The following is a 26,683-nucleotide window of genomic DNA, read 5'->3' on the forward strand; positions in this document are numbered from 1 at the left end:
TTGGCCTCCGATTTACGACAATTGCCAGCACGGGTGCTGGTGCACGCACGGATTATACTCCGGTTGGATTGGAAGGGGTAGGTGTGGGGTGAGCAGGGTATGGGTGGGTATTACAATTGCCTCTGGTCAGAAGAAAAAATTGCGCATACAATTCAACCGCCTATGATGGAACCGGGCTTACCTAGAAAGACTTCCACAAAATATTTTTCACCCTGGCGGTTGTTGGGAACGTTGTTGGGTCTGGGGCTAACCCTTTATCTGTTGTATTCCTACGGTGTGGATGAATTCTTTCAAACCCTTCGAGCAGTTCCTTGGGGCGTTTTGGGGCTGGCTTTAGGACTTACTCTACTTTCGCGGTTTATGGTGACTCTTCGGTGGTTGGCTCTTCTTCGCTCTGCGGGTGTTGGGATGGATTTGAAACGGGCATTGCGGCTTGTTTTCATGGGTTTATTTGCTTCTAATTTTTTACCCACTACCGTGGGGGGAGATGCAGTACGGTTAGTAGGTGTGCTCCAGCATGAGATGAGTGCCAGTACGGGGGTGGCTTCTTTGGTCATGGACCGAGTTATTGGTTCGATTGGAATGGCCACACTATTACCTTGGGGCATCCCAATGATATGGACTGGGATGGGGCATTTATTCTCATGGCAATGGATGGGGGTCGGGGTGGTTACTTATCTCTCGCAGATATTGCGGCGCGGTTTCCAATTCTTAAGGGGGGTCTTAGAGACCGTTAGAATCTGGTTGAGGCATCCTCAAGGGATTGCTATGGCTCTTTTAGCAACCTATGGTCATATGGGGTGCACTTTTTTGGCAGCGTGGATGCTTCTAAGTAGCATGGGACAGTCAATTTCATTGCTTGAGGTAGGCGCCTTGTGGAGCCTGGCCTATTTTATAACGTTAATCCCTATCTCTATTAACGGCTTGGGTTTACAGGAGCTTTCAATCACCTACTTGTACACTCATTTTGGGGGGGTGGAACCCCAAGCGGGTCTGGTTTTGGCAACTTTAATGCGGTTGCTATATATGGTGGCCAGTCTGCCGGGGGCTTTTTTCCTGCCGGAATTAACAGAGGGGTTCAAGCCCCGAAAGGGTGAGAGGGATTAAATATCCTCCTCTTCCAGACTATCAAGCAACTGCAGGAAATGTTCAACTACCTGAGGGTCAAAGTGGCTACCCGATTCTTCTCGCAAGTAAGCGCGCACCTTTTCCTCCGGCCAGGCAGCCCGGTAAGGGCGGTCATGGCGTAGAGCATCCCAAACATCCACAATCGCGAAAATGCGTGCAGAAAGAGGAATCTCTTCGCCTTTAAGACCAAAGGGATATCCCGTTCCGTCCCAACGCTCATGGTGGTAGGTGGGGATGGCAAGAGCGGGGCGCAGAAAAGCGATTGATTCGAGCATCTGGCGAGCAAACAGGGGATGTAAGCGCATAATTGCCGCTTCTTCTTCGCTAAGCGAACCCGTCTTGCGAAGAATGTGATCAGGGATTGCCATTTTTCCAATGTCATGGAGAATGGCACCTCGGCGGATATGCACCAAATCTTCCCCTGAAATTCCCATGGCCTGGGCGAGACGCACCGTCATCTCCGTAACTCGTCGGGTATGATTCTCGGTGCTTGAATCGCGCATTTCAAGGGCTAGAGACCAACCCAAAATCGTTTCGTCGTAGGCTTGAACGAGTTCTGCGTTTGTTCGTTTTAAGTCTTCAATTAAGCGGGCATTATCAATTGCAATTGCGGTGGTAGACACTAGTGACTCGAGGAACTCTTTCTGCTCGCTGCTGAGGGATAAGGGTTTACGGTGGAATAATTCAAGAACTCCATGCAGGCGGCTGCGAGAAATGAGCGGAAGCCCATAATAGGCAACAAAACCTTCCTCCTCAAGAGGGATTGAATGATGAATGGGAGTTTCACTATTTCGTAGATCAGGAATGAAGAGCGGAGTACCCCTCTTAGCAACCATTCCTGGCAAGGAATATTCCAACTGAAGGGGTGTGGTGCGAATGTTGAGCCCACGAAAGCCGTAACCCCCACCATAGCTCAGCCGACCGCTTTGTTCATGATATAACCAGATATCAACAGCGTCCAGATTGAGTCGGTGAATGACCTGGTCTAATAAGATATTCAGGGTAAAGCGCAGATCGAGGTTAGCATTGATGGCGGTTTCAATGGTGCGGAGAGCGCTCATCTGGTTAAGGCGCTTTTCTGTCTGTTCAGCCAGAATGACCCGCCTGAGCGTTACAGCGGTGATATCTGCTATGGCATTGACTAAACGAACCTCATTGAGGGAAAACGAACGACTCCGTGCAACTGCGAGTGCTCCAAGTGTTTGTTCATGATCAATTAGAGGAATTGCAAGGAGGGATTGAACCGTTTGAGGAAGTGCCAGATCGGGGTCAAGGTCAGGGGTTACCTGATCCACTAATTGAACTTGTGCATTAGAAATAACCCAACCCAGAATCCCGCGTTCGGAAGACACACGTTTTCCGGCAAGGGTTTCAAAACATCCTAAGGCTTTTTCATAGGCTATTTCACCCGTGGATGGATTGTAACTGACCAGCGCTACTCCTTCGGCGTTTAAGTGGCGATTTAAGCGGGCGAGGATGATGGGATAAACCTCATACCGTGAGCGGGCACTTCGCAAAGCATGGCTCAGACTGGTAATGACTTCGAGTTCTTCTTCCCGTTGCTTAAGATCTGTAATATCACTGATGTAACCCTCAAGCGCTTGAAGGCGTCCAGAGGCATCAAAAATCCCTCTACCCTGTTCCCAAACCCAACGCACTCGCCCATCAGCATTGCGGATACGGTAAACCAATTGATAAGGACGGCGTTGGTCTATCGCCTCCTGGACTTGTTCCCAGACCTGCTGACGATCTTCAGGTAAAATAATATCGGCAAATGAGCGTTTTTGATTGAGGATAAAATCTTCTGGGGGATAACCAGTAAGTGCATAGCACCCTTGACTGATGAATTCCATGCTCCATTTTGGGTCGTTCCTGCAACGGTAAGCAGCACCTGGTAAATTCGCCAAGAGAGTGCTCAAAGTGGCCTGGCTTTCCATCAGGGTTTCGGACGAAACAGGCTTTTCTGGGACACTCTCAAATGTCAGCAATAGCATCTGCTCTTGAGCAGGTAGATCGAGCAAGGAGGCACGCAGGTGGATGTGCACTATGTTGCCATTTCGGTTCTTGAGATTAATTTCAAAAGGATGAGGGAATGTGCTTGTTTTTTCCCACAAGGTTTGACGCAGAGCCTCTGTCTCTTCAGGCCAATAGGGTGCTGCCTTTTGCAAGACTTCTTCTGCTGACCATCCAAAAAGGGCGGTTGCTTCTGTATTCCATGCTAAAACATTTCCATTCCGATCCTCTACGGAGGCGGCAATTGGTAATGCGTGTAAGATGGCCTCCAGATTGGGGTTGCGAGACGCCATGGTGGGCTCACCTGAAATTAGAAATTGGGGGATTGATTTGCTCCCCAAACCCCTCTGATGACATATTCATATTCTATCCTTGTGTTTTTCAAAACGCAAAGCAATTTTAGGCTCTCATTCTGGTATAATTTTGACTAGGCCAGTATACAATAGGGTTGGATTTTTAGATGATTGTTCATCAACTGATCATCGTCATAAAGAGGGTTTTGGGTGAAAGGAAAGAGCAGGTTTTTTAGTGATAAATGTGTTATTCTCCAGGGTAAATCCTAAATGGAAAGAGGCGCGTAGGTTACAACCTGGGGATATTTTGCGGGAATCGCGCGCCTTGGTGGGGGCGATTGGGCTGGCGGTTTTGTGGGGGCTCATCTTCTTGGCGTTTAATGATATAGGCGTACAGTGGAAAATTAGCATAGGAGTTCTGATCTTTTCGCCCTTTCTATTGCATTTTGGGTTGAAAGATTTGATTGAGGAAGGAAGCCCAAACGTACAATTGCTTTCCGTAATTGTGATTTTGATTGCTTTGCTTTTAACTATTGCGGCGGTGCTTAGTTTTCCTCAACAGGGTTCTTTGAGCGTACTGGATTGGCGCTTTATGGGGATCGGGCTTATGCCCCTAGTGTCGGGATTGCTAATTTTTCGTGCAGGATGGGGGGCGCCTTCGAAACTTCGCGCTTTGGGATACCAACCGCGTTTGTGGTTTGCTTATGCTATCGAAGGGGGACTAGCAGGTCTGGCACTTGGGGGGCACTTAATCTATGTATTGGGTTTTCTCCCTTTTAGTGGGTATTTGGGGGCTGATGCCTTAGGTATATGGAAAGTTATCTGGTGGGGAAGTGTGGTGGGAGCCCTTCTGTCGCCAGTTGAAGAACTTGCCATAAGAGGCAGAGCAATTGTGTTATTTAGAGATAGGGCGGGTTTTTCTAAAAATCGTATCTTGGTTTTAAGTGTTGCCCTGAGTTTTTTGGTATGGCTTCCTCTGACTTTCACGCTTTGGCCTGTGCCCGTGGCAGTAGTGTTTCTAGGATACCGCATGGTCCTAGCATTACTGAATACCTATGTGCGATTGCATGAGCGATCTTTAACTTTCGGAATCGCATCTAACCTTGGGTTTAGCCTGCTAGCAGGATGGGTATTGTTGGCTTGATGCGCAAAAATGTTTCCCGGGATCCATTAAGATTAGGCTCTATGCGGGGGCATTGGGGAGAGGGACTTACTCTGCTCTCAATTTGTGCTGTTATGGCAGTGTTAATTCGCGGGGAAGTCATTCCTGGAAGCCCCAATCAAGGTGCTTTGCTTTATTTTTCTCTCTTGCCGGTAATTTTAGTGGCTTTCTTTTACGGCACCTTACCGGCTTTATTTGTTGCCCTTTTTTTTGATACTGCCTTTGTGGTTCGTGCTGTGCAACTATACAGTGTAATGCCAGGTCCGATGCCAGCTGTGGAATTGGTAGGAATAACACTGGTCATGGCGACCCTGGCGCTAGTGGTAGGAGATCTCGTGGAGGGGCTACGGGGACGCGCTGAATTGCAAACCGCCCTTGAGGCCAGCATGAGATTGATGGGACGAGCGCTGAACTGGCAAGATGTGTTAATTCTGATTTTCCAGTATGCTCAGAAGCAAGTTCCTGCCGAGGGTGGAGGATTCCTGGTCCGAAATCCGGTAAACCGAGAATGGGAGATCGTGGGTTTCCCGGAGAGTGGTTATTGGAAGCGGGAATCCCTTTCTTTGAATTTACATTCTGACTCTCTGGCAAAATGGTTGCAGGAGCAACCCCATTCGGTCTATTTGAATGATTTGGATGTCCTGGAAGGCTTTTTGGAAGTTGAGAAGGATGTGAAGCCCTGCCCGGTTCACTCGCTATTAAGTGTTCCGCTAATGCGTTCGGATGGTGAGTTAATGGGGATCTTGGTTTTGCTGAACAAAGAGAGTGGTTATTTTGACCAAAGGGATGTCATGCGCCTGGAAACTTTGACCGAATTGGGTGAAAGAGCCCTAGAACAGGCTGGGTGGCACACCATTACCGATCAGGCTTTAGAACAACGAGTGCGTCAGTTGGGAATTATACAGAAAGCCTCGCAGCAGTTAAATGAGCTCTTGGATCCGCAGGCTATTGTGGAGGTCACACTTGAGGTCGCAATGACACTGAGTCAGGCAAAGGCGGGGCTCATCTTGCTCGAGGATGAGAGGTTTTTTTCTCAATTAGGAGAATCTCACAGATCGTTGGGGGTGAGTGAACGCCTTAGGCAGGTGCGTTCCATGTATTCTCCCCATCGTCAAACCAGACAACAGGCTAAATCGGCTCAACCTTTGTATTTTTTCCCTACTTCTAAGGGACAATTAGTGATTCCAATCCATAGGGGTAACACTTTTTGGGGGGTTATCGTCCTTGAATCTGATGAAGAAAAAACTTTTGATCAGACTGCACGATGGGTAGTATCTCTTCTTGCCGACCATGCGGCAATTTCTTTGGAAAACGCACATCTTTTCAGAACCATTGAGAAAGAGAAACACCGTTTGAGCCTCATCGTCAATGGAATGACGGAAGGGTTAATCATAACAAATGAATATGGGATCATTTTATCGGCAAATCCAGCCGCAAGCGCTCAGACCGGCTGGGACTCAAACTCTCTGGTGGGGCAATCAATTTACACGATTATAGATGGCGAGGATTTTGAGGCACGTGTTCGAGACGCGCTTCAGCATGTGTTGAAAGATCAACGTCCCGTGCTTTTAGAAAGCGTGACCTTGAGACATCCAAGTGGTATGCGACGAGTAGCCTCCTTGAGTCTGGCGCCGTTGATCCAGTTAGAGGAGCGTAGCGTGGTGCTCATCATACGAGATATTACCGAGCGAGAGATGCTGACCCGGTTGCAAGACGACCTCATCTCTGCATTTTCCCACGAAATGCGTACTCCATTAACTAAGATTCGGTCAGTTGCAGAGCTCATCCTTTCGGGCATACGAGGAGACGATAACCTCGAGGACTACGAAAAGTACCTTGGTTTACTGGTCTCTGAAAGCGATCGTCTTGCGGATTTTTTGGACCATATATTGGATGTGTATGCTATGGAAGCCCAAGAGTATAAGGTTGAGTTGCGCCCCATGCCGGTGGACTATCTGATCTCAGATATTGTTGCTCACTGGCGTTTGATCAACCCGGAGCGGGAAATCCTTGTTGAGGGTGTTTCGGCACCGGTTTGGGTGCTGGCTGATGAACGCGCTCTCTCATCGATTTTGAATAATCTTCTCGAAAACGCAATCAAATACACACCTGAAGCAAGTCCGATCCGAATCGTGGTTGAACAAACCGAAAAAAAGTGGGCGCAAATCAGCGTTATTGATCAAGGGCCAGGCATCGCGGCAGAGCATCAACCTTATTTGTTCGATCGGTTTTATCGAGTTGATGGGGGAGATGCTCAAACGGTTTACGGTCATGGTGTGGGTTTGTATGTAGCCAAGATGCTTGTTGAAGCGATGCAGGGTACAATATGGGTAGAGAGCGAACCCGGCAAAGGAAGTTGTTTTGCTTTCACCCTTCCAATTGCCGAGGAGGTGAGCCATGAACCCTAAAATTCTGGTGGTTGATGACGATCCAACCCTTAATGAATTGGTGCGGCTTAATCTTGAGCGGAAGGGTTTTTCAGTATATTGCGCCGAGGATGGGGAAGAAGCGCTACGTCTGGCATATGAGACTCACCCCGATCTTGTTATTCTGGACATTATGATGCCCCGTGTGGATGGTTATGAGGTTTGTCGGCGCCTCCGTGCCCTTACCGATGTGCCGATTTTGTTTCTCACCGCTAAGAGCCGGGATACTGATGTTTTGCGGGGATTTGATGCAGGGGCGGATGATTATATGCGTAAACCTTTCAGCCTGCGCGAACTGGAGGCTCGGGTTCAGGCTCTGCTAAAACGAAGCGGGCGTAAAGAGAGCTCACAGCAAACGGATGTCTTTGATGATGGTCATTTGCGAATTGATCTGAATCTGCAGGCGGTTTATCGGGGTGGACGGCCCGTTCGGTTAACGCCTACAGAGTTTCGACTGTTAGCCTGTCTGGTAAAGGAGCGCGGGAAGGTGTTGACCCACGAAGAGCTATTGCGCAGAGTGTGGGGGGAAGGGTATGTGGACGCAGTACCCACTCTGTCCCTTTATATTCGATATTTACGGGAAAAAATTGAAGACGACCCCGGGTGTCCTCAATACATACGCAATAAATGGGGAGTGGGTTATTGGTTCTCACGGCCTGGTGAGCAATGATTGAGGGGAAATGATTCGTACTAACCCGGGGGGTGCAATGTCGGTAGATTTTGCTGCACTAGAGACTGCTATTCGGGATTTGGAGCAAAGTTATTTAGAAGCATGGTTATACAGCGAGGGGGGCTGCTGGAATAAACCCATATTGGTTGTAACACCTGATTGGCAGATTGTTTTTTCGACGCCGTGGGCGGAGCAATTTCTACAATCTGCAGGGTCCCCCCTGAGAAAGTACTTGCGGATTCTCAGCTGTGCCGAAATAGATCAGCCAGTAAACATATGCAACTTGAAACCACGTGACATGCCGTATGAAATCCGTTTTCAGAACCTGTTTTGGCAGGGGAGACCGGGTTATTTACTTGAAATACGCTGTGCGCAAGATCTGGAAACCCAACAAGCCGCCTATCCTTTTACTACGCAGACGGTTCACTCGGTTAACTTTTTTCCGGCTTTGTTAAATTTGCCTGAAGAAGGCATCAACTTTTTGTTGGGCCAAGTGGGAGAGGTCCTGGGAGCCGACCGTGTATCTCTCTTTTCATTGTTCTCTCGAGAAGGACGTTTACTGATGCGCCGTCAGTACGGTTGGCAAGCGCAGGAAGTAGATATGGCACATGACCTAGGTGCCTGGGGAAAAACGGGTCCCTTGGTGGCCCATGGGTTGGATTTGTGGGAAGACTCACTTAAGGGGGGTGAAATATCACAAGCTCATGTGCGCGATCTTCCGGCTCGACAGAGTGCGATCTTGCGTGCCTTAAATGTCCGTTCGTTAATGGTTGCGCCTGTGTTTGTGCGTGGGGACTGGTGGGGAATATTACAAGTTGATGATTGTCGTCAGGAACGGTTGTGGTCAAAAGAGGATATCTATTTTATGCGAGGGATCGCGGGGCTCTTGGGCGCCATGCTCTTGCGTCAAGAGGCCAATAAAACGGCTTCGGATCTATTGCGCCGTGAAATGGAGGCTCGTAAAAAGGCAACCACTCTGTTCGAGGCCTCATTGGAACTGAGTTCTGTTATGGATTGGGATGTAACATTGGATCGAACCCTAGGACTGCTGCATGAAATTATTCCCTTTGATATAGGTAGCATTGTATGGTTGGGGGGAGATAATTTGGTCGTGGTACGGATTTGGGAGGCCACGAAGGGATCCGGACGCATTCTACGTAATCCTCCATTGCCAGCACTCAAAATTGATAAAGCCAGTTTCTTTTTACCTATTCTGAAAGAAGGGAAGCCGCTCATACTCCGGGATACCACTGCCGAACCCGGGTGGATTTCACCAGAGCTCAACCCCCGAGTGCGCTCATGGATGGGGGTGCCCATTTGTTTTGAGGACCAGGTAGTGGGTTTTCTTTCATTGGGATGCAATGAGCCATTGGTATACACCGAAGAACAATTGAGGTGGGTTCTTGCCTATGCTCGGGCGGCTGCACGTGTGTGGCAAAATGCGCGGTTGTTTGATGAGGTAGCCCAAGCACTGGTTGCCGAACAACGATTGAATGAAATCTCTCGGGTGATCAGCGGTACCTCGGATATGGGGAATATGTTGCAGGCTGTGTTGAGGCTGACTACGCAATTGGTGTCTGCTGATATGGGAACATTAAACCTGTATAACCCAGAAGATGAGGTGCTAATCGTTGCCAATTCTTTCAACACGCCGCGTCCCCTATTTCAGACCCGGCTGACAAAGGGGCAGGGAGTGGCTTGGGAAGTCCTTTTAAGTAAGTCCTCGTTGATGTTGCGAGAGTATGCTGAGCATCCGCAGGCTTTAGCAGAGTGGGTGCAGATGGGCGCCCATGCGTATCTTGGGGTGCCGCTCATAGCAGGAGAAGAGGTGCTGGGGGTTATTAATTTATTCAAACTCTCTCCCCAGCGCACTTTTCAAGAGAGGGATCGTATCCTGGTGGAAATTGTAGGACGGCAGATCAGTGTGGCCATCCAAAATGTGCGTCGTTTTGAGCTGGCTCAACGACTGGCAACCCGCGACTCGTTGACGGGTCTCTATACCCGCCGCCATTTTTTTGAGATTGCGCGAATGGAATTCGAACGAAGTCGCCGCTATCAACGTCCAATCGCGATCATTCTTCTAGATGTGGATAATCTGAAACCCATTAATGACACCTATGGTCATCCGGTTGGAGATTTGGCTCTGCAAAAAGTTGCACAGGTTTGTTTGCGGTTGCTACGTCAAATGGATGTGGTGGGAAGGTATGGGGGTGACGAGTTTATCATCTTACTTCCTGAGGCTTCACGTGAACAAGCATTACAAATCGCCGAACGCCTTCGAGGTGCTGCTGAGGCGATTTCTCTCTCAACTGATGGAAAATCGGTTCCTATTTCGATTAGCCAGGGAGTAGCCGCCTTTGAAGGGGAGTATACCTCTCTGGAACGACTCGTGGAACTTGCTGATCGGGCTTTGAACCAGGCCAAACAAAAGGGTAAGAATCAGGTCATGCTTTGGAACCCTCTGGAATGAATAATCTGCAATCGAGGAACTGGGATAGGAGGAACAGTGGTGGAGATGAAGCCGTTAACAACCAGTGTCATTGGCAGTTATGCCTGGCCTTCGTGGTTTGTTTGGGCGGTGGAAGCAATTCGGCGCGGCGAGTTCGGTTCTCGGGACGTTGAGGAAACCCTTAATGATGCTGTAGATTGGGCATTACGTGAACAGGAAGAGGCGGGGGTGGATATCCCGACTGATGGCGAGATGCGGCGGCTGGGATTCTTCACTGCCGGCTTCTATGGGCGTTTAGAGGGAGTGCGGGAATTGGCACCGGAGCGACGTTTAGGCGTTCCGGGGCATGATCAACGGGAGCGGTACGAAGCCGTAGAGCCCCTTGTTGCTCCTGAGGGTCTAGGGATAGTGGCTGAATTTACTTACGCGTGTCAGCGAACCCAGAGGTTACTTAAGGTAACCTGTCCGGGACCCTTCACGCTGGCCGGGCGGATCTTGCCTGGGAAGGTGTATCACGACCGGGTGGACGTAGCCTATGCCTTAGCCGATATTATTAATGCAGAATTGCGTGCTGTTGTTCAGGCAGGCGCAGAGTTCATACAGCTCGATGAACCCAGTATGGCGGTGCATGGGGGTGATTCCAAAGTGTTTCTAGATCTGCTCACGCGGACTCTGGATGGAATCCATGTGCGGAAAGGACTTCATCTTTGCTTCGGGAATTTCATGGGGCGCCCAGTTGCCCGCCGGCACTACAAGCCCATCTTTCCCAGCATTTTGGAGGCCAACGTGGATGAACTGGCGCTGGAATTTGCAAATCGGGAGATGGCGGAAGTGGAAATTGCCCGAGAAATAGCGATTGCGGGAAAAACGCTGGCGGCGGGAGTAGTGGATGTCAAAAACTATTATATTGAAACTCCTGAAGATATTGCTGAGCGCATTCGGACGCTATTGAAGTTTATTCCACCTGAACGTTTGGTAATCGTCCCTGATTGTGGTTTCAGTCAAACGGCACGTTGGGCAGCCAAGGCTAAACTTCAGGCCATGGTTGCAGGAGCGCACCTGGTGCGTCGTCAGTTGGGTTTCGTGTAGCCAGTATCTCGTCAGCACACAGGGATAGTCATCTCAATCATCATCCCTCATGCCAGTACGAGGTAAAATTAGGTCATGTTGCGCTATCCCTGGATGACTCTCCTTTTATTGGTAGTGCTTTTGTTTTCCTCAATTGCCTTTGTGGGCATGCCGCCGGGTGGGGTCGACAAAGGATCTTCGGGGACATCGTCATATGGTGAGAACATCGTCCCGGACGAGGTCCTGATTTCAGTAAAACCGGGCTACCTGCCCTCTATGCGTCTTCAGGATCTCCGGCCTACTCATACGGGATTACCGGCCCTGGATCGGGTGAACAGGACTTTACAAGTCCAAAGCCTGGAACCGCTGATCCGGCCGGGAATAGGAGCATTAGAGGGACAAGCCGCGAGTGGGGCTCTGGCGCGGGTTTTTCGCGTGAAATTGCCGCCAGGGACTGAGCTGGAAGGTGTACTGCGTTTCTACCGCCAGCAAGAATTCATCGAATATGCGGAGCCCAACCACGTGTATCGGGCTCTCGATTTTATCCCCAATGACCCAAATTGGAATAATCAATGGGCCTTACAAAAAGTCCAGATGCCCAAGGCTTGGGAAATTTCTCAGGGGCGATCTGAAGTAATCATTGCGGTCTTGGATACAGGTGTGGATTACACCCATCCGGACCTAGCCAGCAAGGTGATCCAGGACAAAGATTACGATTTTATCAACAACGATAATGATGCCATGGACGATCATGGTCACGGCACTCACGTGGCTGGGACTGCCGCGGCTGCCACAAATAATGGTATAGGAATAGCGGGGGTGTGTCCACAATGTCGGATTTTGCCAATAAAAGTACTTGATAGCCAAGGCTTCGGCTCGGATGCGACAGTGGCGCAAGGAATAAATTATGCTGTTAATCAAGGTGCGAAAATCATTAACCTAAGTCTGGGGGGGGCGTCCTGTTCTGAAACCCTTGCACAGGCAATCAATGGCGCTTTTGAGAAAGGGGTCCTGATTGTTGCGGCTAGCGGCAACTCGGGGAAAAAGACCACCATGATGTACCCAGCGGCATCGCCTCGCGTGATTGCGGTTGGCGCCACTGACCAGAATGATGGGGAAACCACGTACTCCCAGCGCGGTCCGGGATTGGACGTGCTGGCACCGGGTGAGGGGATCGTTAGCACAGTTCCATTGAATGGATATGGCTCCTTATCGGGGACCTCCATGGCAGCCCCTCACGTGACGGGGGTAGCAGGACTATTGTGGAGCCGAAACCCTGCTTGGCGCAATACCGAGGTGTGGTGGGCTTTGCGTTATACTGCCGACACGGCTTATTTGATGAGTATCACCAGCTTTCAGGATGCAAATTCCACCTTCTCGGTAGATCAGCCAACGGGGCCCTGGCAGTTATTCCTGCCGTTTATTGCGAAAAATTGGTGGCAGCCCGGGCGCCTGAATGCTTATCGGGCGCTACTGGTGAATAGCCCCGGCCAGGTGGAAGCACCGCTCGATGTTTGTTCGCCCTGAGCCTTGGAACGGGCTAGGGTTCAACCATTGTCTGTGTCGGCGATTCACCCTCGGCTTCTACCTGTTGGGAGCCAACTTTTAAGGTTGGATTGACCGAGAAGCGCCAGGTATATGTCGAGATTTGTCCTTCGAGATCAACCTTTATGGAGACGGTATAAGTACCTGCTTGAAGTGGTGCCTGGGGGATGAGTACCACCGCATCCCGTGTATTCAAGATGTTGCGTCCTAAATTTTGCTGGCCAAGGTCAGGGTTGTAGTAAGTGCTTTCCGTGTAGACACAGTGGGGCAGGGAGTGAGTTTGATCATTGTAAAGGGCGCTCTCTAATACTTTGGGAGTCCGCTCACCGCTGCCGAACTGCATAAGGATTGGCAGCCCACTGGGAGCCGTAAACCCACATGAAGTGAGAGGGTTGGGAGACTCGCTGCCATTGTAACGATCAAGGGCTGTGGTTTGCCCATCGCTAGGCCAGAGGATGGGGTAGCGGATTGAAGACGCGGGTGTCGTTGTGCGTCCGCGTAGCACATCCAGGGTGGCGCCGGTCTTATAACTACCAATATTCTCATGGTAAATCCCGAAGCCCGTACGTTCGAGGCGGGGGTCTAGAATGCCGAGTGCATGAAAAGGTCCCTGCATCCACAGATCAATGGCCTGGGTTTCAGAAAAAGCGAGCGATGTGCTAATTAGAACGTTACTATTACGACCTGCGATGTCTCCATCTGGGGAATACCACGGCTTTTGAGGATCCTCCTCATGGACAATAATGTCGTTTTTAACCATATAGCGAGCGTGCTTCCAGGCTCCGTCACTCCAGACGGGTTCTTCTTGGAGGGGAGGTAGGTTGGCTTGAGCGCGGTATTGGTTCAAGTACTGCAGCCATGGTGGGGTGGGGGGATAACTAACGTTGGTAGGTGCGGGGCTTAAGATGATAGGCAGGTAAACCGGCGGCGGGCTCTGAGCCAGCACTGTGGCTGGGTGAGGGCCTGGCACCAAGATAACAAGCAAGACAAAAAGAATGATCCCTATGAGATAGAGTCTGGCTCTGGAACGAAAGGGCATCAAGCAGAAATTCTCCCTTTGGGGATGATGTAAGGACATTATACCCTGCAATTTTTATCGTACATTCTGATCTAAAAGGAGTTTCAGAAAGTAATGGGTAGTGCGAAAAAGGGATGAGGATCTTGGAAAGTTTAAATAAAAAAAGAGGCGCAAGCAAGGCTCATCCTACTTGAGTCGCTTGCGCCTTTCAATACCCTACCAGATAAGATCTAAAAGAGGCTATAGGGCCAGGGCTGGGGAATTGCCAGGAACATCAGCGAGGATCCCATTAGCGCCAGATTCTTCATGAAATTTACCATTTCCATGGTGCGCATCATGGGGTCTTGGATTTTCCAGAAGGCGTGCATGGTAAACGTAACAGGAATAAAAAATATCACCAGAGCCGCAACTCCCAAAGTGGGTTGAAAACCGGTAAGAAGGCTCAATCCCCCAATCAGTAAGAGCACGCCAGATCCCAGAACGGCAATATTGGGCGCAGGTATGCCTTTGGATTGCGCGTAGCCACTCAAGGCTTTTACCTGGAAGAAGTGGTTGCCTGCATTGAAGAGATAATACAAGCCAACAATCAGCCGACCGATAAGAAACGCTGTTTCCATGAACCTTTACCTCCGCAAAATATTTATTTGAGTATGTTATTACGTAAATGTTTGTGGGCCTTTGAAACTACGTTATAATTGGCCCTATACACAATAACTGTTGATTATTAAACTAATGTTGAATATCTTTGTCAATCGTCAGATTTTGGATTATGTTGAGTAATCAACAAGGAGCCAAAGATGTTGTCTTTTCCAGACTCGACAAAGAAAGTGGATCCTCGGGTTATGCGTACCCGTAAGTGGATCCGCCAAGCGTTTTGGGAATTACTTGCAGAAAAGGGATTTCAGGCGATAACCGTTCAGGACATTACAGCACGGGCCGGGATCAACCGGGCCACCTTTTATGCCCATTTTACGAGCAAGTATGACCTTCTGAGTTATGCGATACGCGAGACATTTCGCGAGGAACTGGAAGCAAGGGTATTAAGTGCTTGTCATTACAGTGCTGAGAATTTGCACACTCTTATGCTCACCGTGTGTGAGTTTGTTGAGAGGCGTGCTAGGAATTGCAAGAATGCTGATCAGCAGTTTCATGCATTAATAGAAAGTCAGATTCGAGAACAAATCCGTGAGCTAGTTCTGCATTGGTTGCGTGATAATAGTTCTCACTTAGTGGTTAAGAGCACCCCTGATCAAGTTGCTACAGTGGTCAGCTGGGCGATTTATGGTCTGGCCTACCAGCGTTATCAGATAAAACCCATTCCACCAGTAGAGACCTATGTAGCCAGCGCCTTTCCCCTCATAGCGGTGTTATTGGGTGAGAAAAGCGAGGATGTCTCTATCGCCTCCAACTGAATTCTCGGTTTTTGGAAGGATGGGCTTGCAGATAGTTGGATTGTAAATCAGGCAATCTTTTCAAAAGCAGAATTCTACATGGCCCGTTCAGGCACCGAAGCGGGTTCCAAAGTAAGCAGACCCCGGTTGTCATCGTAAGCGAGGAGCTCGGCGTAACGGCCCCAATCTATTAGAATATCTAGCTGACGTTCAGCCTCGTCAGGGGGGAACTCGAGTTCCAGGGCGGTACGCACCACTTCCCAATCCAGCGTATTTTCTTCAGCGCGCCTTAGCAAATTCAACAGCCACCGCATTAGAGGCAATCGGCGGATGCGTGTGGCAAAAATTTCCTTGCGCGCCAAAATACTGGCCTGGGCAAAAGTTTCGCCCAGTGGGGTCAGTTGAATATCACCCTTTTCAATGGTTGCGAAACCAAGCAACTCAGCGGTTTCAGTTAGGCGAAGGATGTGATCCGAATCCACGCCAAGATCTTCAGGAAGATGGAAAATGTCGGCTCGATAATTGGGTTGTTCGTTCAGATATTCCAGGAAACCGGCCAGGTCGTTAATGGTAATCTGGGGTAGGGCGCGGGTTCTGCCTGGTTCCCCAGGGGCTGAGCCCAGTTCGATAGGCTCTGGTTGGGTCTGGCCCGCCAGAAGCGCATAGACTTGATCCACCAGATCCTGGAATTCAGGAGACTTGCGCTGCCGTGGATGGAACAGGGCAATTGGCATTTCAGCTACGATACGACCGGGGTCTTTATCCATAATGATCAAACGGTCTGCCATTAGGATGGCCTCTTCAATGTTATGGGTCACCATTAAAATGGCGCGGGTGGGGATTTTGCCACTAAGCCAGAGCTCTAGAAGTTCACCGCGTAGACTCTCGGCACTGAGCACGTCTAGGGCAGAGAAAGGTTCATCCAGGCAAAGCAATTCCGGTTCTACGGCCATAGCTCGAGCAAAGCCAACTTTTTGCCGCATCCCTCCCGATAGTTCACGCGGATAAGCGGTTTCAAATCCGTCCAGGCCCACCCGATCAATGAGATCCAGTGCGCGAGGTTTGCGTTCTTCAGCAGGCACACCGCGAGCGCGCAGAGCCAGTTCGACATTCTCCTGGACCGTTAGCCAGGGGAAGAGGGCAAAAGTCTGAAAGACGATGGTCGCATATGGGTTCACGCCTTCCAGAGGAATGCCCCGATAAAGCACCCGTCCCTCGGAGGGTCTCCGGAGGCCCGTGATGATGCGTAGGAGAGTGCTTTTGCCGCAACCCGAGGGCCCCAACAGAGCAACAAATTCGCCTTCGTTGATGGTTAGATTGACATCCTGGACCGCCACAAATTGGCGTCGGCCGCTTGTGTAGAGTTGTTGAACATGGATGAGTTGGAGCAAAGGTTTTTGGTCGGTCATGGTCTCTTACTCCATACGATATTTTTCTTCAGCGATGAGGTATAGCCGTCGCCACCACAAGCGGTTAATCAGGACAACGGTGAGCACCATGGACAGAGTGGCGGCCAGGAGTAGGGCATAATCTCCATGGACCGTAGCCTGGGCGATCAGCGCTCCAATACCAACGGTTGAATGAGTCGCTCCACCAAAGGTAACGTATTCGGCAACAATGCTGGCGTTCCATGCTCCCCCACTGGCGGTAATGGCACCTGTCACCAGATAGGGGAAAATAGCCGGGAGAATGAGAGTGCGCCAGCGTTGCCAAGACGTCAGACGCAACAAGGCTGAGGTGAATTTTAGATCCTGAGGAATGGCTGAAGCACCAGCAATAATGTTGAAAAGCAGGTACCACTGTGTTCCCATGAGCATCAAGAGAATTGCGGCCAGATTGAGTCCACCAGGAAGAGCAAGGAAGAAAAGCAAAATGACCGGGAAAATGGCCGTTGCGGGCACAGACGCGGCGATTTGAACAATGGGTTGAAGCAGCGTTGCCAGGCGCGGCTGTGTGCCAATTGCAACCCCAACCGGGATCGTCCAAACCAGGGCGATCAGCAATGCGATCAAGACGCGTATGAGAGTTGCGCCGACTCCTATTCCAATGGCCAACCATTGATCTACTGGCAGGCTCAATAGCATCTGGCCGGTTCGAAATCCCCCGTAAAGCAGACCCCCGACCAAGAGAATTCCTAGCAAAATGGTGGGCGTGAATGGCTGAGCTACCTGGCCTTCATGATCACGCATTGGATAGCGGCGTACCATCCACAAATCAATACGCTCCGTGAGGGGGGAGAGTACGTGATCGTGGAACCAGTTGGTCAGCCGTGCACTGTTAAGCAGGTCAAAAAACCATGAGGTGGGTGGGTTGTCGCTTTCCACCATTTCCAGTTTGAAGCGGTCCGACCAGGCGAGGAGGGGACGCCAAATGAGTTGGTCCAGCACGACAATGGTCAGAATTAAAGTGATCAATCCCCAGAGGATTGCCTGCAAGTTGCCCTGGTTGGCTGCTTCTTGGAGGTAGGAGCCCAAACCCGGAAGGCGAAAATCGCGTTCACCAACGGTAAAAATTTCGGCGGCCATCAAAAAGAACCATCCACCCGCCCAGCTCATCATACTATTCCAGATCAGGGTGATCATTCCAAAAGGCAATTCCAAAAAACGGAAACGCAGCCAGGTATTGAGTCGAAAGATTTTGCTGGCTTCGTTAAGTTCCTTGGGGATGGTGGTCAAGGATTGGTACCAGCCGAAGGTCATGTTCCACACCTGACTGGTAAAGATTAGGACAATCGAAGCGAGTTCGGCTGCTAACGCTTCGGGTAAAATCGCGCTCAGGCTCAGCAAGACAACAGGGAGAAAGGATAAGATGGGAACGCTTTGCAAAACATCCAGCAATGGCATCAGCAGGCGCTCTGCGCGTTTGTTGTAAGCGGCAGCGCGCCCATATAAAAGGGTAAAAAGGAGCGAAAGGGCGTAAGCAGCTGCCATTCGCCCTACTGAGAGCAGGGTGTACCAGGGAAGAGCGCCTGGTTCTAACGATATGGAAGGTCCCTTGACACTGGGGGGCGCCTTGACTGCGAGGACAACGCCAGCATAGAGCAAGACGGCGATCAGAACTAGAACAATGGCATCTCCGAGAGTGAAGAGGCGTTCCTCACGCGGTTTAGGCAGGAGCAGGTCTCGAAGGTTTGCCATGCCACCTCCTGAAACGTGCGCCCCGCACGGGTTGAAGTGCGGGGCGTGAGGTGGCTAATAGAAAATGACCTCGCCCGGCTTCAACCGCTTATGTCATGCGGGAGCAGGGTGCAACTATGATAATCAGAATCTAGACCAACAATCTCGTCCATCTCTGGTTTCTCGAAGACGTTACAAATATAGCCCTAACCCTACCTACTGTCAAGAAGTAATTATCGAAACTTTCCCTCCAAGAAACCCACCCTAACTCATGGGGAAGATGATAGAAAAATCTAGAAATCTCTTAAACTATACCCAAAAAGAGAAGAAATGCGTATAATTGCCCACAATTTAAGAAGTCCCCAATTTAATTCCCTTATAAATTATCTAAAGGAGCGGCAATGTCAGTGAGCCAGCATTCCCGCAATCTATTGGTAATGAAATTTGGGGGTACTTCCGTTGGCGATGTGTTAGCGGTACAGCAAGTGGTGGATATTGTTCGCGAAGCACGTTCATCCTGGTCGTCGGTTGTGGTGGTTGCTTCGGCACTTGCCGGAGTAACGGAGGCACTCCTCTCTCAGGCTTTTAAGGTGGCACAGGGTGACGAAAGCGAGATAGAGGCCAATATAAACAACCTGCGTGCGCGGCACCAGGCGTTATTGGAAGCCTTTGTTGCTGAGGAAGAAAGACGTCGAGAAGCCCTGCAATCTATTGAATATCTATTGCAACGTCTTGCTTCCTTATGGCAGGCTATTGCCGTTTTGGGTGAGGCTACCCCGAGAGCCTTGGATGCTGTGGCAGGTATGGGGGAACGGATGAGTGTGCGCGTTCTAGCGGCAATTCTCAACGCGGTAGAGATACCCGCCCAAGCTGTGGATGCCACGGAGCTAATTGTCACCGACGCGCAATTTCAATCGGCTCATCCGGACATGGAAGCAACCCGGGTGAAAGTTGAGACGTTTCTGCGCCCTTTACTAGCTCTGGGTATGGTCCCGGTGGTAACCGGTTTTATTGGGGCAACACCCGAGGGTATTCCTACCACTCTGGGACGAGGTGGGAGTGATTACTCAGCGGCAATCCTGGCTGCCGCTTTGCATGCCAATGAAGTGTGGATTTGGACGGATGTAGATGGAGTGATGACAGCGGATCCTCGCCTTATCCCAGAGGCGCAGACCGTCCCACGATTGACTTACCGGGAAGTTGCTGAGCTTGCCTACTTTGGAGCAAAGGTTTTGCACCCGAAGACAATTCGTCCTATCATTGAAGCCGGAATTCGCTTGCGGGTTCTTAACACCTTTAACCCTTCACATCCTGGAAGTGAGATTGTTGGTGATGCGCCAATGATTCTTGATGGGGTGATTAAAGCGGTAACGGCCGTGCGCAATCAACGCTTGATCACAGTGGAAGGACGAGGTATGTTAGGGGTCCCTGGTGTTGCGGCTCGCACCTTTACCGCCGTCGCGCGGACAGGTACCAGCGTTCCCCTGATTAGCCAGGCTTCTTCGGAGCAGTCCATTTGCTTTGCGGTTCCGGCGGAAACGGCATCTCGGATTGTGACTGCCTTGGAGGAAGAATTTGCCAACGAAATCAAGCGCCGGGATATTGATCGCATTTGGGCCTCCGAGGAGGTGGTTATTCTCACCGTAGTCGGGAGTGGTATGCAGCACACACCAGGTGTGGCAGGGCGTGTTTTTGGAGCGCTGGGTGCTCAAGGGGTCAATGTGATTGCTATTGCCCAGGGCTCTTCCGAAGTATCTATCAGTCTGGTAGTGAAGGCTGAGGATCTACAGGCAGGCCTGCGGGCTTTGCACAATTTGATAAAGATCTAATGGCGGCAGGTGAATTATGGAACCCATCCCGGTTGCTATCTTAGGTGCCACAGGTGTCGTAGGGCAGCGGTTTGTCCAACTCCTGGATGGTCATCCCTGGTTTCGGGTAACCACGCTATGTGCTTCAGATCGTTCGGTGGGTAAGACTTACCGAGAGGGATGTCGCTGGCTGTTGGATACCCCCATGCCGGCTTGGGCATCTACGATGATTTTACAGCCAACAACGGCTGAGGCTGTGAATGAACCGATAGCCTTCTCGGCGTTGCCGGCCGAAGTTGCTCTAGAGGTGGAGCCCCAACTGGCGCAGAAGGGCTGTGTGGTGTGTTCCAACGCCTCTGCTCATCGTATGGAAGAAGATGTCCCTTTGCTTCTGCCAGAGGTCAATGCCGAGCACGTGGAATTAATACACTGGCAAAGGGGACGACGAGGCTGGCGGGGGGCCATTGTGACGAACCCGAATTGCACCAGCACGGGCATGACGGTTGTCCTGAAGGCACTGGATCGGGTATTTGGCGTAAAACGGGCAATTGCGGTTTCCATGCAAGCGCTTTCTGGGGCCGGGTATCCGGGGGTGGCTTCTCTTGAAATTGTAGATAATGTAATCCCCTTCATCCGTGGTGAAGAAGAGAAAGTGGCCTGGGAACCGCGTAAGATGTTGGGTACTTTACAAAATGGCCAGGTCGTTTTACACCCAATAGTGATCTCGGCGCAAACCAATCGGGTGGCCGTGTTGGATGGGCACATGGTTTGCTTGACAGTTGAGTGTGAGTCGCGACCCACGTTGGAAGAAACGATCCATGTTCTTGAAACATATACGGTTCCCGAGTTCATTGCCGATTTACCCTCCACTCCACGACCCCCCATTCTGGTGCGTCTTGAGGAAGATCGCCCTCAGCCACGTTTAGATCGAATGTCCGGAAGAGGGATGAGCACCGTAGTGGGGCGTATTCGTGCTGATGAAGTGCTGGACTTAAAAATGGTGATATTATCTCATAATACGATTCGGGGCGCAGCGGGGGCCTCGATATACAACGCAGAATTGATTGTGCGGGCTGGTTGGCTAGCCTGAGGAGGAGACCATGAGTGAGGCGTTGGTGCAAGGTAAGAAATCGGGTGAAGCAATGACCCAAGAAGCATGCTGGCAGGTTTTTAACCCACCGCCGGAAGTTGCTGAGCTATTATCTGCGGCTCCCAGGGTTATCGTCGGGTCTTCAATCGAAATGCTGATTGATTTGGCCTGCGGTGGCCCCGAAAGCAATTACTACGAAGTTGCATACGAGGTACCGGGTAAGGGACGTTATGTCGAAGCCACGGTGGCACGGGTCCGAAATGGAGTAGTGGTTAATTACACTGAACCCTACATGCGTCGCCGCGATCCTGACTCACTGGTGGTAGGCGATGATCGTCCTACAGATCAGCCGCGCTTTAAAGAACGCTTTGGGCGAGAATTCGGCCCCATTCGGCAGGAAGCCTTAGCGTGGTTAAGATCCCAGGAACTGGCAGTTTTCGGTTTTATTGCCGGGCGACCTGGGATGGGGCCAGATGCACTGGCCATAGTGCCGGCGAATGCGGGTTTCTTTGCGCTGGCATTGGCGATGCTTCAAGGTATCATTCCGCCGGATCAATTACCGGAAGGTTTTAGACCCCGGGTGGTTGTGTTTGGTGTACCAACTTTCCGCCACATTTACTTTGGTGGCAAGCAGGTCGTGGTACATCATCGCGGAGATAAGGTATATGAGATTTTCTCGTTCAACTTATATCCGGGCCCAAGTGCGAAGAAAGGGATTTACGGAGTGCTAATTGAAAGTGGGGAGCGTGAGGGATGGGTGGCACCCCATTGCTCAACCGTTCAGGTGATCACTCCATACGATAATGTGTTGACTATCATGCACGAAGGAGCAAGCGGGGGCGGTAAGAGCGAGATGCTCGAACAGGTTCATCGTGAGCCGGATGGCCGTTTGCTTTTGGGTGAAAACCTGGTAACAGGTGAGCGGCGCTATTTGCAGATTCCTCGCACTTGCGAACTCAATCCGGTGTGTGATGACATGGCGCTATGCCATCCCTCGATCCAACAACCTAACGGTAAACTGCGCTTGATAGACGCTGAACGCGCCTGGTTTGTGCGAGTTAATCACATTGACCGCTATGGAGTGGATCCTTACCTGGAGCGGTTGACAGCCCAACCCAGCAAACCGCTGCTCTTTTTAAACATAGACGCTGTGCCCGGTAGTCGAGCCTTGATATGGGAACATATCCTTGATGCACCGGGGAAGCCCTGCCCCAATCCACGTGTGGTCGTGCCGCGTGAGATCATCCCCAATGTGGTGAACGAGGTCGTGGCGGTAGATGTGCGCTCCTTTGGTGTTCGCACGCCCCCTTGTACACGCGAGCGTCCTACTTATGGCATTATTGGCCTGTTTCATCTTCTCCCCCCCGCCCTGGCCTGGCTGTGGCGGCTGGTGGCGCCACGTGGGCACGATAATCCCAGTATTGTAGATACTGAAGGGATGAGCAGTGAGGGTGTTGGTTCCTACTGGCCGTTTGCACCGGGGCGAAAAGTTGCTCAGGCCAACTTGCTTTTGGAACAAATTCTCAAGTACCCCCGTACACGACACGTATTAATCCCCAATCAGCACATTGGTGCCTGGCGGGTGGGATTTATGCCTCAATGGATTGCTCGTGAGTATCTGGCTCGGCGAGGGAGTGCACGCTTCCGTGGCGACCAAATCCGCCCAGCACGATGTGCCCTTTTAGGGTATGCTATGCATACCCTTCACGTGGAAGGCCAGCAAATTCCGCGCTGGTTCCTGCAGGTAGATACGCAACCGGAAGTAGGTGCTGAGGGATATGATCAAGGGGCAAAAATTCTTGAAGATTTCTTCCGCCGCTGCCTGCAAGATTTTCTTAAGCCCGACCTGGACCCGCTGGGTCGTCAGATTATTCAATGTTGCCTGGATGGTGGGGCGCTGGAAGATTATTTGCTATTGACCCCTATGGAATGAAGCAGTGAGGTCAGGGGCCTAACAAAAGCGAACCTCCGGAATCTGCGCAAGTGGATTTCGGAGGTTTCATGTCAAGTGTCATGGGAAAGTTATTAACAACTTCATAAGATGGATTTTACATTCCTTATTCCAGGATAGTGGTAAACTCAATATAGATTGGGCAGTTCTTGGATCAGGATGGTTTGTTTGAGAGAGAAAACCTAAAAGTCCACTAACGTGAAGAGCTGCCCGTTTTCTTTCTAATCCCCACAACTTTCTCATAAGGAGGTCTTATGAAGGGAACGCGCTTTCTCCAATTTGTCCTAGGGGTTCTGGTTGTCCTGGCGATGGCTCTGACGGCTTGCCAGCCAGCGGCTACGCCAACCCCAGAACCTACACAGCCTCCCACTCAGGTGGAGATACCCACGACCCCGCCTCAGCCGACAGCAACTCCGGAGCCCACAGCAGTGCCGCTGGGCAGTCCTGAAAACCCGATTATTATGGCACTAGCACCTTCTGCCACGGCTCAGGAGTTGATCGCTAGCGGCGAAGCCATCGCGAAACAACTTTCTGATCTAACGGGTTACACCATCAAAACAACTGTCCCGAACTCTTACGGGGCATTGGTGGAAGCCATGGGAGCGGGTAATGCCCATATTGGGTGGTTGCCACCATTTGCCTATGTAGTGGCCCATCAAAAAGGCTATGCCGATGTGGGGTTAATTACATTGCGCTTTGGTGCAGATCATTATGGGGCACAGTTCATTGCCCATGTGGATAGCGGCTTCACCCCGTACTTTGACCCCCAGACCAACCAGAATACTGCCGATGCGGCGACCGCTCTGGCCCAATTTGAGGGTAAGAAGCCGTGCTGGACGGATCCTCTCTCATCTTCAGGGTATGTCATTCCAGTGGGCTTTTTAAACAAATATGGGATCAAGACCCAGGCAGCTGCGTTTGTCCAGGGACATCCCACAGTGGTACGGGCGCTCTATGCGAAGGGCATCTGCGATTTTGGAGCTACCTTCATTGATGCTCGCACATCATCAGCCCTGCAGAAGGATTTGCCGGACGTAATGGATAAAATCGTGGTGATTTGGCGCACAGATCCGGTTATCCCGAATGATAATGTTTCCTACGCCCCCACAGTACCCGAGGACATGCGGGCTAAACTCAATGAGGCCTTTTTGAAGATCGCAGAAACCGAAGAGGGCAAGGCAGCCCTGAAGGCGGTTTACCAGATCGAAGGGCTTAAGGTTGTGGATGATACATTCTACGATGAATTCCGGGTTTACCTTGAGGCTTCGGGGGTTGATGTTACCTCATTGGTGAAATAGGTGTGAAGAAAAGCTGGTAGGGGGTGGGAGAAATGAGTTCTCCTGCCCCCTAATTGTCGCCGTGGTCATTAACCGAGCAGAGGAGTGCCTGTGTTGCGCGTTGAACACCTTACTAAGATTTATCCCAACGGAACCGTGGCGTTACGTGATGTGAGTTTTGAAGTGCCAGATGGGGAATTTTTGGTAGTTATCGGTCTCTCGGGATCAGGAAAATCCACGCTTCTTCGTTGTATAAATCGCCTGATCGAACCTACCTCTGGCAAAATTTATTGGAACGACATTGACATCACCAGTGCCTCACCGAGTGAAATCCGTCGAATCCGACGGCAAATCGGGATGATCTTTCAACAATTCAATTTGGTTAAGCGCTCCAGTGTGCTTACAAATGTTCTGAGCGGGCGCTTGGGATATGCGAATCCATGGTTATCGTTGCTAGGCGTGTGGCCGGTGGAAGACCGACAGAAAGCACTACGAGCCCTGGAACGCGTGGGTATTGCGGATAAGGCTTATCAGCGTGCAGATACTCTTTCGGGTGGCCAGCAACAACGGGTTGGGATTGCTCGTGCCCTGATGCAGGACCCACGCTTGTTACTGGCGGATGAGCCAGTAGCCAGTCTGGATCCTGTTCTCGCACATAGCATCTTACAATACCTTGAACAATTGAATAAGGAGGGGGTGACGGTCATTTGCAGTCTTCATTTTTTGGACCTTGTGCATCGTTACGCAACGCGGGTGATTGGACTAAAAGATGGGGTTAAGGTGTTTGAAGGATTGCCCGATGAGATTGATCGTACCCGTTTCAAGGAAATTTATGGGGAAGAGGCCCAGGAAGTCCGGGCTGCGAGTTTGTAATTTTTGCCTGTAAAGGAATTTATGAACAAAGCCGAACGACAGCCTGCAAAGATTTTTGCTTTGCTCTCATTGATATTGCCGGGGCTTGGGCAAGCCCTGCAAAGAGATTGGAAGCGCGGTTTTAGCATTTTCCTGGCGATCGCTACGGCGATGGCCACCGTGGTATGGTATGGGAAGAGCGGTTGGTACATTGCGATTATCCTCCTGTGGTTGTGGAATGTTTGGGATGCTCTAAACATGCCTCGGGGTGCGCCGGTGGCTATTGCGGTTTTGCTGTGGCTAGGAATGGCTTACGGGATTGGCTGGCAGGTAACTCAAGTTAATCCGATGGCGTTATTTACGAATACTGAACGAGCACAATCTATTCTTCGTCCTATGCTGCAGCCGGATTTTTTTACCGCGCGCAAGGAGAAACATGAGGGCTGGGTAGAGATACAGGTCCCATGTTCTGCAACACCGCCCAAGGCCGAGAAAACCGTGGGGGATATTCATATTCGGGTGCAGCCGGACTGTGGAAACCTGAATGAAACCCTGATTGTAACTGCTGATGGATTGTGGCCAAACGAACCAACAGAGATTACTTGGATGACCCCAATTGGAGATGTGAAACTTTTGGGGCCAGGAAATAATCAGATGTTGGTGGTAGAAACTGATGATGAGGGGCATCTGAGCGCTGTGATTCAAGTGCCCGGGAGTGCCCTGGCAGCGGCGCCTGATCCTACTCTGCCCTTGCCCCATCGCGTTTACCTTACCCAAACCCGTCCAATCGGAGGCATGACTCTCTCTACCAATGGGCAGTATGTGGTCAGGGGGATTTATGAGACCCTGGCGCTGGCACTCCTTTCTACCTTACTAGGGGCTATTCTGGCTATCCCCTTGGGATTCCTGGCAGCGCGAAACTTGATGAGCGGTCATCCAATTCTGATGGGGATATATGTGATCGTCCGCACAATATTGAATATTGTGCGCTCTATAGAATCCCTCATTTTAGCCATCATATTTGTGATCATTGTGGGGTTGGGCCCCTTCCCGGGGATGCTGGCGCTAGCCATTCATACGACAGCGGCCTTGGGCAAGCTCTATTCCGAGGTCATTGAGGCTATTGACCCCGGGCCGATAGAGGCCATCCGGGCCACTGGTGCTAATAATCTACAAGTCATTCGATACGCTGTTATTCCTCAGATTATTCCCCCGTTTACTGCGCTGACCATTTATCGCTGGGATATTAACGTGCGATCCTCCACGATCATTGGGTTTGTTGGCGGTGGTGGGATTGGCTTTTTCCTCTATCAGTGGATTCTGATTGGAGATTTCAGGGCTGTAAGTGCTTCGTTTATCGCAATTGCAGCCGTGGTGATGATTTTGGATTTCTTCAGCGCCAAACTACGCGAGCGATTAGTGTGAG

Annotated in this window: 19 protein-coding genes; 14 read left to right on the forward strand and 5 right to left on the reverse strand. The window is 50.8% G+C overall.

What is annotated here, in order from left to right; translation table 11 throughout:
• Positions 1 to 162 precede the first annotated feature (162 nt).
• Positions 163 to 1,107 (forward strand): lysylphosphatidylglycerol synthase transmembrane domain-containing protein, encoded by a 945-nt coding sequence (locus tag SE15_RS06045; protein ID WP_236689982.1) that lies wholly within the window; start codon positions 163 to 165, stop codon positions 1,105 to 1,107.
• On the opposite strand, the gene SE15_RS06050 is transcribed toward SE15_RS06045, so the two are convergent.
• Positions 1,104 to 3,434, reverse strand: a complete 2,331-nt coding sequence (locus tag SE15_RS06050) for an HD domain-containing phosphohydrolase (protein WP_054521177.1) — start codon at positions 3,432 to 3,434, stop codon at positions 1,104 to 1,106. The genes SE15_RS06045 and SE15_RS06050 overlap by 4 nt on opposite strands.
• A 235-nt stretch (positions 3,435 to 3,669) precedes the next feature.
• Here SE15_RS06050 and SE15_RS06055 point away from each other — a divergent pair, with 235 nt between their 5' ends.
• From SE15_RS06055 to SE15_RS06080, 6 genes are all read left to right on the forward strand, one after another.
• Positions 3,670 to 4,578 (forward strand): hypothetical protein, encoded by a 909-nt coding sequence (locus tag SE15_RS06055; protein WP_152965547.1) that lies wholly within the window; start codon positions 3,670 to 3,672, stop codon positions 4,576 to 4,578.
• A 320-nt stretch (positions 4,579 to 4,898) separates the two neighbouring features.
• Entirely contained in the window at positions 4,899 to 7,004 is a 2,106-nt protein-coding gene (locus tag SE15_RS06060; RefSeq protein WP_269082265.1) for an ATP-binding protein, read from the forward strand.
• Positions 6,994 to 7,692, forward strand: coding sequence for a response regulator transcription factor (locus tag SE15_RS06065; RefSeq protein WP_054521180.1), 699 nt, complete (start codon positions 6,994 to 6,996; stop codon positions 7,690 to 7,692). The genes SE15_RS06060 and SE15_RS06065 overlap by 11 nt, the downstream gene beginning before the upstream one ends.
• 298 nt (positions 7,693 to 7,990) lie before the next feature.
• Positions 7,991 to 10,162 (forward strand): sensor domain-containing diguanylate cyclase, encoded by a 2,172-nt coding sequence (locus tag SE15_RS06070; protein WP_160316674.1) that lies wholly within the window; start codon positions 7,991 to 7,993, stop codon positions 10,160 to 10,162.
• Between the two features lie 45 nt (positions 10,163 to 10,207).
• Positions 10,208 to 11,230 carry a uroporphyrinogen decarboxylase/cobalamine-independent methonine synthase family protein gene (locus tag SE15_RS06075; protein ID WP_201778057.1) on the forward strand — a complete coding sequence of 341 codons (1,023 nt, stop codon included), beginning with the start codon at positions 10,208 to 10,210 and terminating at the stop codon, positions 11,228 to 11,230.
• A gap of 75 nt (positions 11,231 to 11,305) precedes the next feature.
• The gene (locus SE15_RS06080) at positions 11,306 to 12,736 is read left to right on the forward strand and encodes a peptidase S8 (protein ID WP_054521182.1); all 1,431 of its coding nucleotides are present in this window, start codon (positions 11,306 to 11,308) and stop codon (positions 12,734 to 12,736) included.
• Positions 12,737 to 12,749: 13 nt separating this feature from the next.
• Here the strand turns inward: SE15_RS06080 and SE15_RS06085 are convergent, their stop codons facing one another.
• Together SE15_RS06085 and SE15_RS06090 are read right to left on the reverse strand one after the other, a co-directional pair.
• Entirely contained in the window at positions 12,750 to 13,793 is a 1,044-nt protein-coding gene (locus SE15_RS06085) for a CAP domain-containing protein (RefSeq protein WP_054521183.1), read from the reverse strand.
• Positions 13,794 to 14,002: 209 nt separating this feature from the next.
• Positions 14,003 to 14,389 carry a DoxX family membrane protein gene (locus SE15_RS06090; RefSeq protein ID WP_054521184.1) on the reverse strand — a complete coding sequence of 129 codons (387 nt, stop codon included), beginning with the start codon at positions 14,387 to 14,389 and terminating at the stop codon, positions 14,003 to 14,005.
• Between the two features lie 180 nt (positions 14,390 to 14,569).
• Here SE15_RS06090 and SE15_RS06095 point away from each other — a divergent pair, with 180 nt between their 5' ends.
• Positions 14,570 to 15,184 (forward strand): TetR/AcrR family transcriptional regulator, encoded by a 615-nt coding sequence (locus SE15_RS06095; protein ID WP_054521185.1) that lies wholly within the window; start codon positions 14,570 to 14,572, stop codon positions 15,182 to 15,184.
• Between the two features lie 74 nt (positions 15,185 to 15,258).
• On the opposite strand, the gene SE15_RS06100 is transcribed toward SE15_RS06095, so the two are convergent.
• Together SE15_RS06100 and SE15_RS06105 are read right to left on the reverse strand one after the other, a co-directional pair.
• A complete protein-coding gene (locus SE15_RS06100) occupies positions 15,259 to 16,572 on the reverse strand; it encodes an ABC transporter ATP-binding protein (RefSeq protein ID WP_054521186.1) in 1,314 nt (437 codons plus the stop codon).
• 6 nt (positions 16,573 to 16,578) lie between these two features.
• Positions 16,579 to 18,300 carry an ABC transporter permease gene (locus SE15_RS06105; protein WP_054521187.1) on the reverse strand — a complete coding sequence of 574 codons (1,722 nt, stop codon included), beginning with the start codon at positions 18,298 to 18,300 and terminating at the stop codon, positions 16,579 to 16,581.
• A gap of 386 nt (positions 18,301 to 18,686) precedes the next feature.
• Here SE15_RS06105 and SE15_RS06110 point away from each other — a divergent pair, with 386 nt between their 5' ends.
• From SE15_RS06110 to phnE, 6 genes are all read left to right on the forward strand, one after another.
• Positions 18,687 to 20,108: an aspartate kinase gene (locus SE15_RS06110; RefSeq protein WP_236689983.1), complete on the forward strand. Its 1,422-nt coding sequence runs from the start codon at positions 18,687 to 18,689 to the stop codon at positions 20,106 to 20,108.
• A gap of 16 nt (positions 20,109 to 20,124) precedes the next feature.
• Positions 20,125 to 21,177, forward strand: a complete 1,053-nt coding sequence (asd, locus tag SE15_RS06115) for an aspartate-semialdehyde dehydrogenase (protein ID WP_054521189.1) — start codon at positions 20,125 to 20,127, stop codon at positions 21,175 to 21,177.
• A 52-nt stretch (positions 21,178 to 21,229) separates the two neighbouring features.
• Positions 21,230 to 23,110, forward strand: coding sequence for a DUF4914 family protein (locus SE15_RS06120; protein ID WP_152965561.1), 1,881 nt, complete (start codon positions 21,230 to 21,232; stop codon positions 23,108 to 23,110).
• A gap of 272 nt (positions 23,111 to 23,382) precedes the next feature.
• Positions 23,383 to 24,426 (forward strand): phosphate/phosphite/phosphonate ABC transporter substrate-binding protein, encoded by a 1,044-nt coding sequence (gene phnD, locus SE15_RS06125; protein ID WP_054521191.1) that lies wholly within the window; start codon positions 23,383 to 23,385, stop codon positions 24,424 to 24,426.
• A gap of 90 nt (positions 24,427 to 24,516) precedes the next feature.
• Entirely contained in the window at positions 24,517 to 25,278 is a 762-nt protein-coding gene (gene phnC, locus SE15_RS06130; protein WP_083461737.1) for a phosphonate ABC transporter ATP-binding protein, read from the forward strand.
• 21 nt (positions 25,279 to 25,299) lie between these two features.
• Positions 25,300 to 26,682: a phosphonate ABC transporter, permease protein PhnE gene (gene phnE / locus SE15_RS06135; RefSeq protein WP_054521193.1), complete on the forward strand. Its 1,383-nt coding sequence runs from the start codon at positions 25,300 to 25,302 to the stop codon at positions 26,680 to 26,682.
• Position 26,683: the final 1 nt, after the last annotated feature.

The organism is Thermanaerothrix daxensis, assembly GCF_001306145.1.
Taxonomy (GTDB): Bacteria; Chloroflexota; Anaerolineae; order Anaerolineales; family Anaerolineaceae; genus Thermanaerothrix; species Thermanaerothrix daxensis.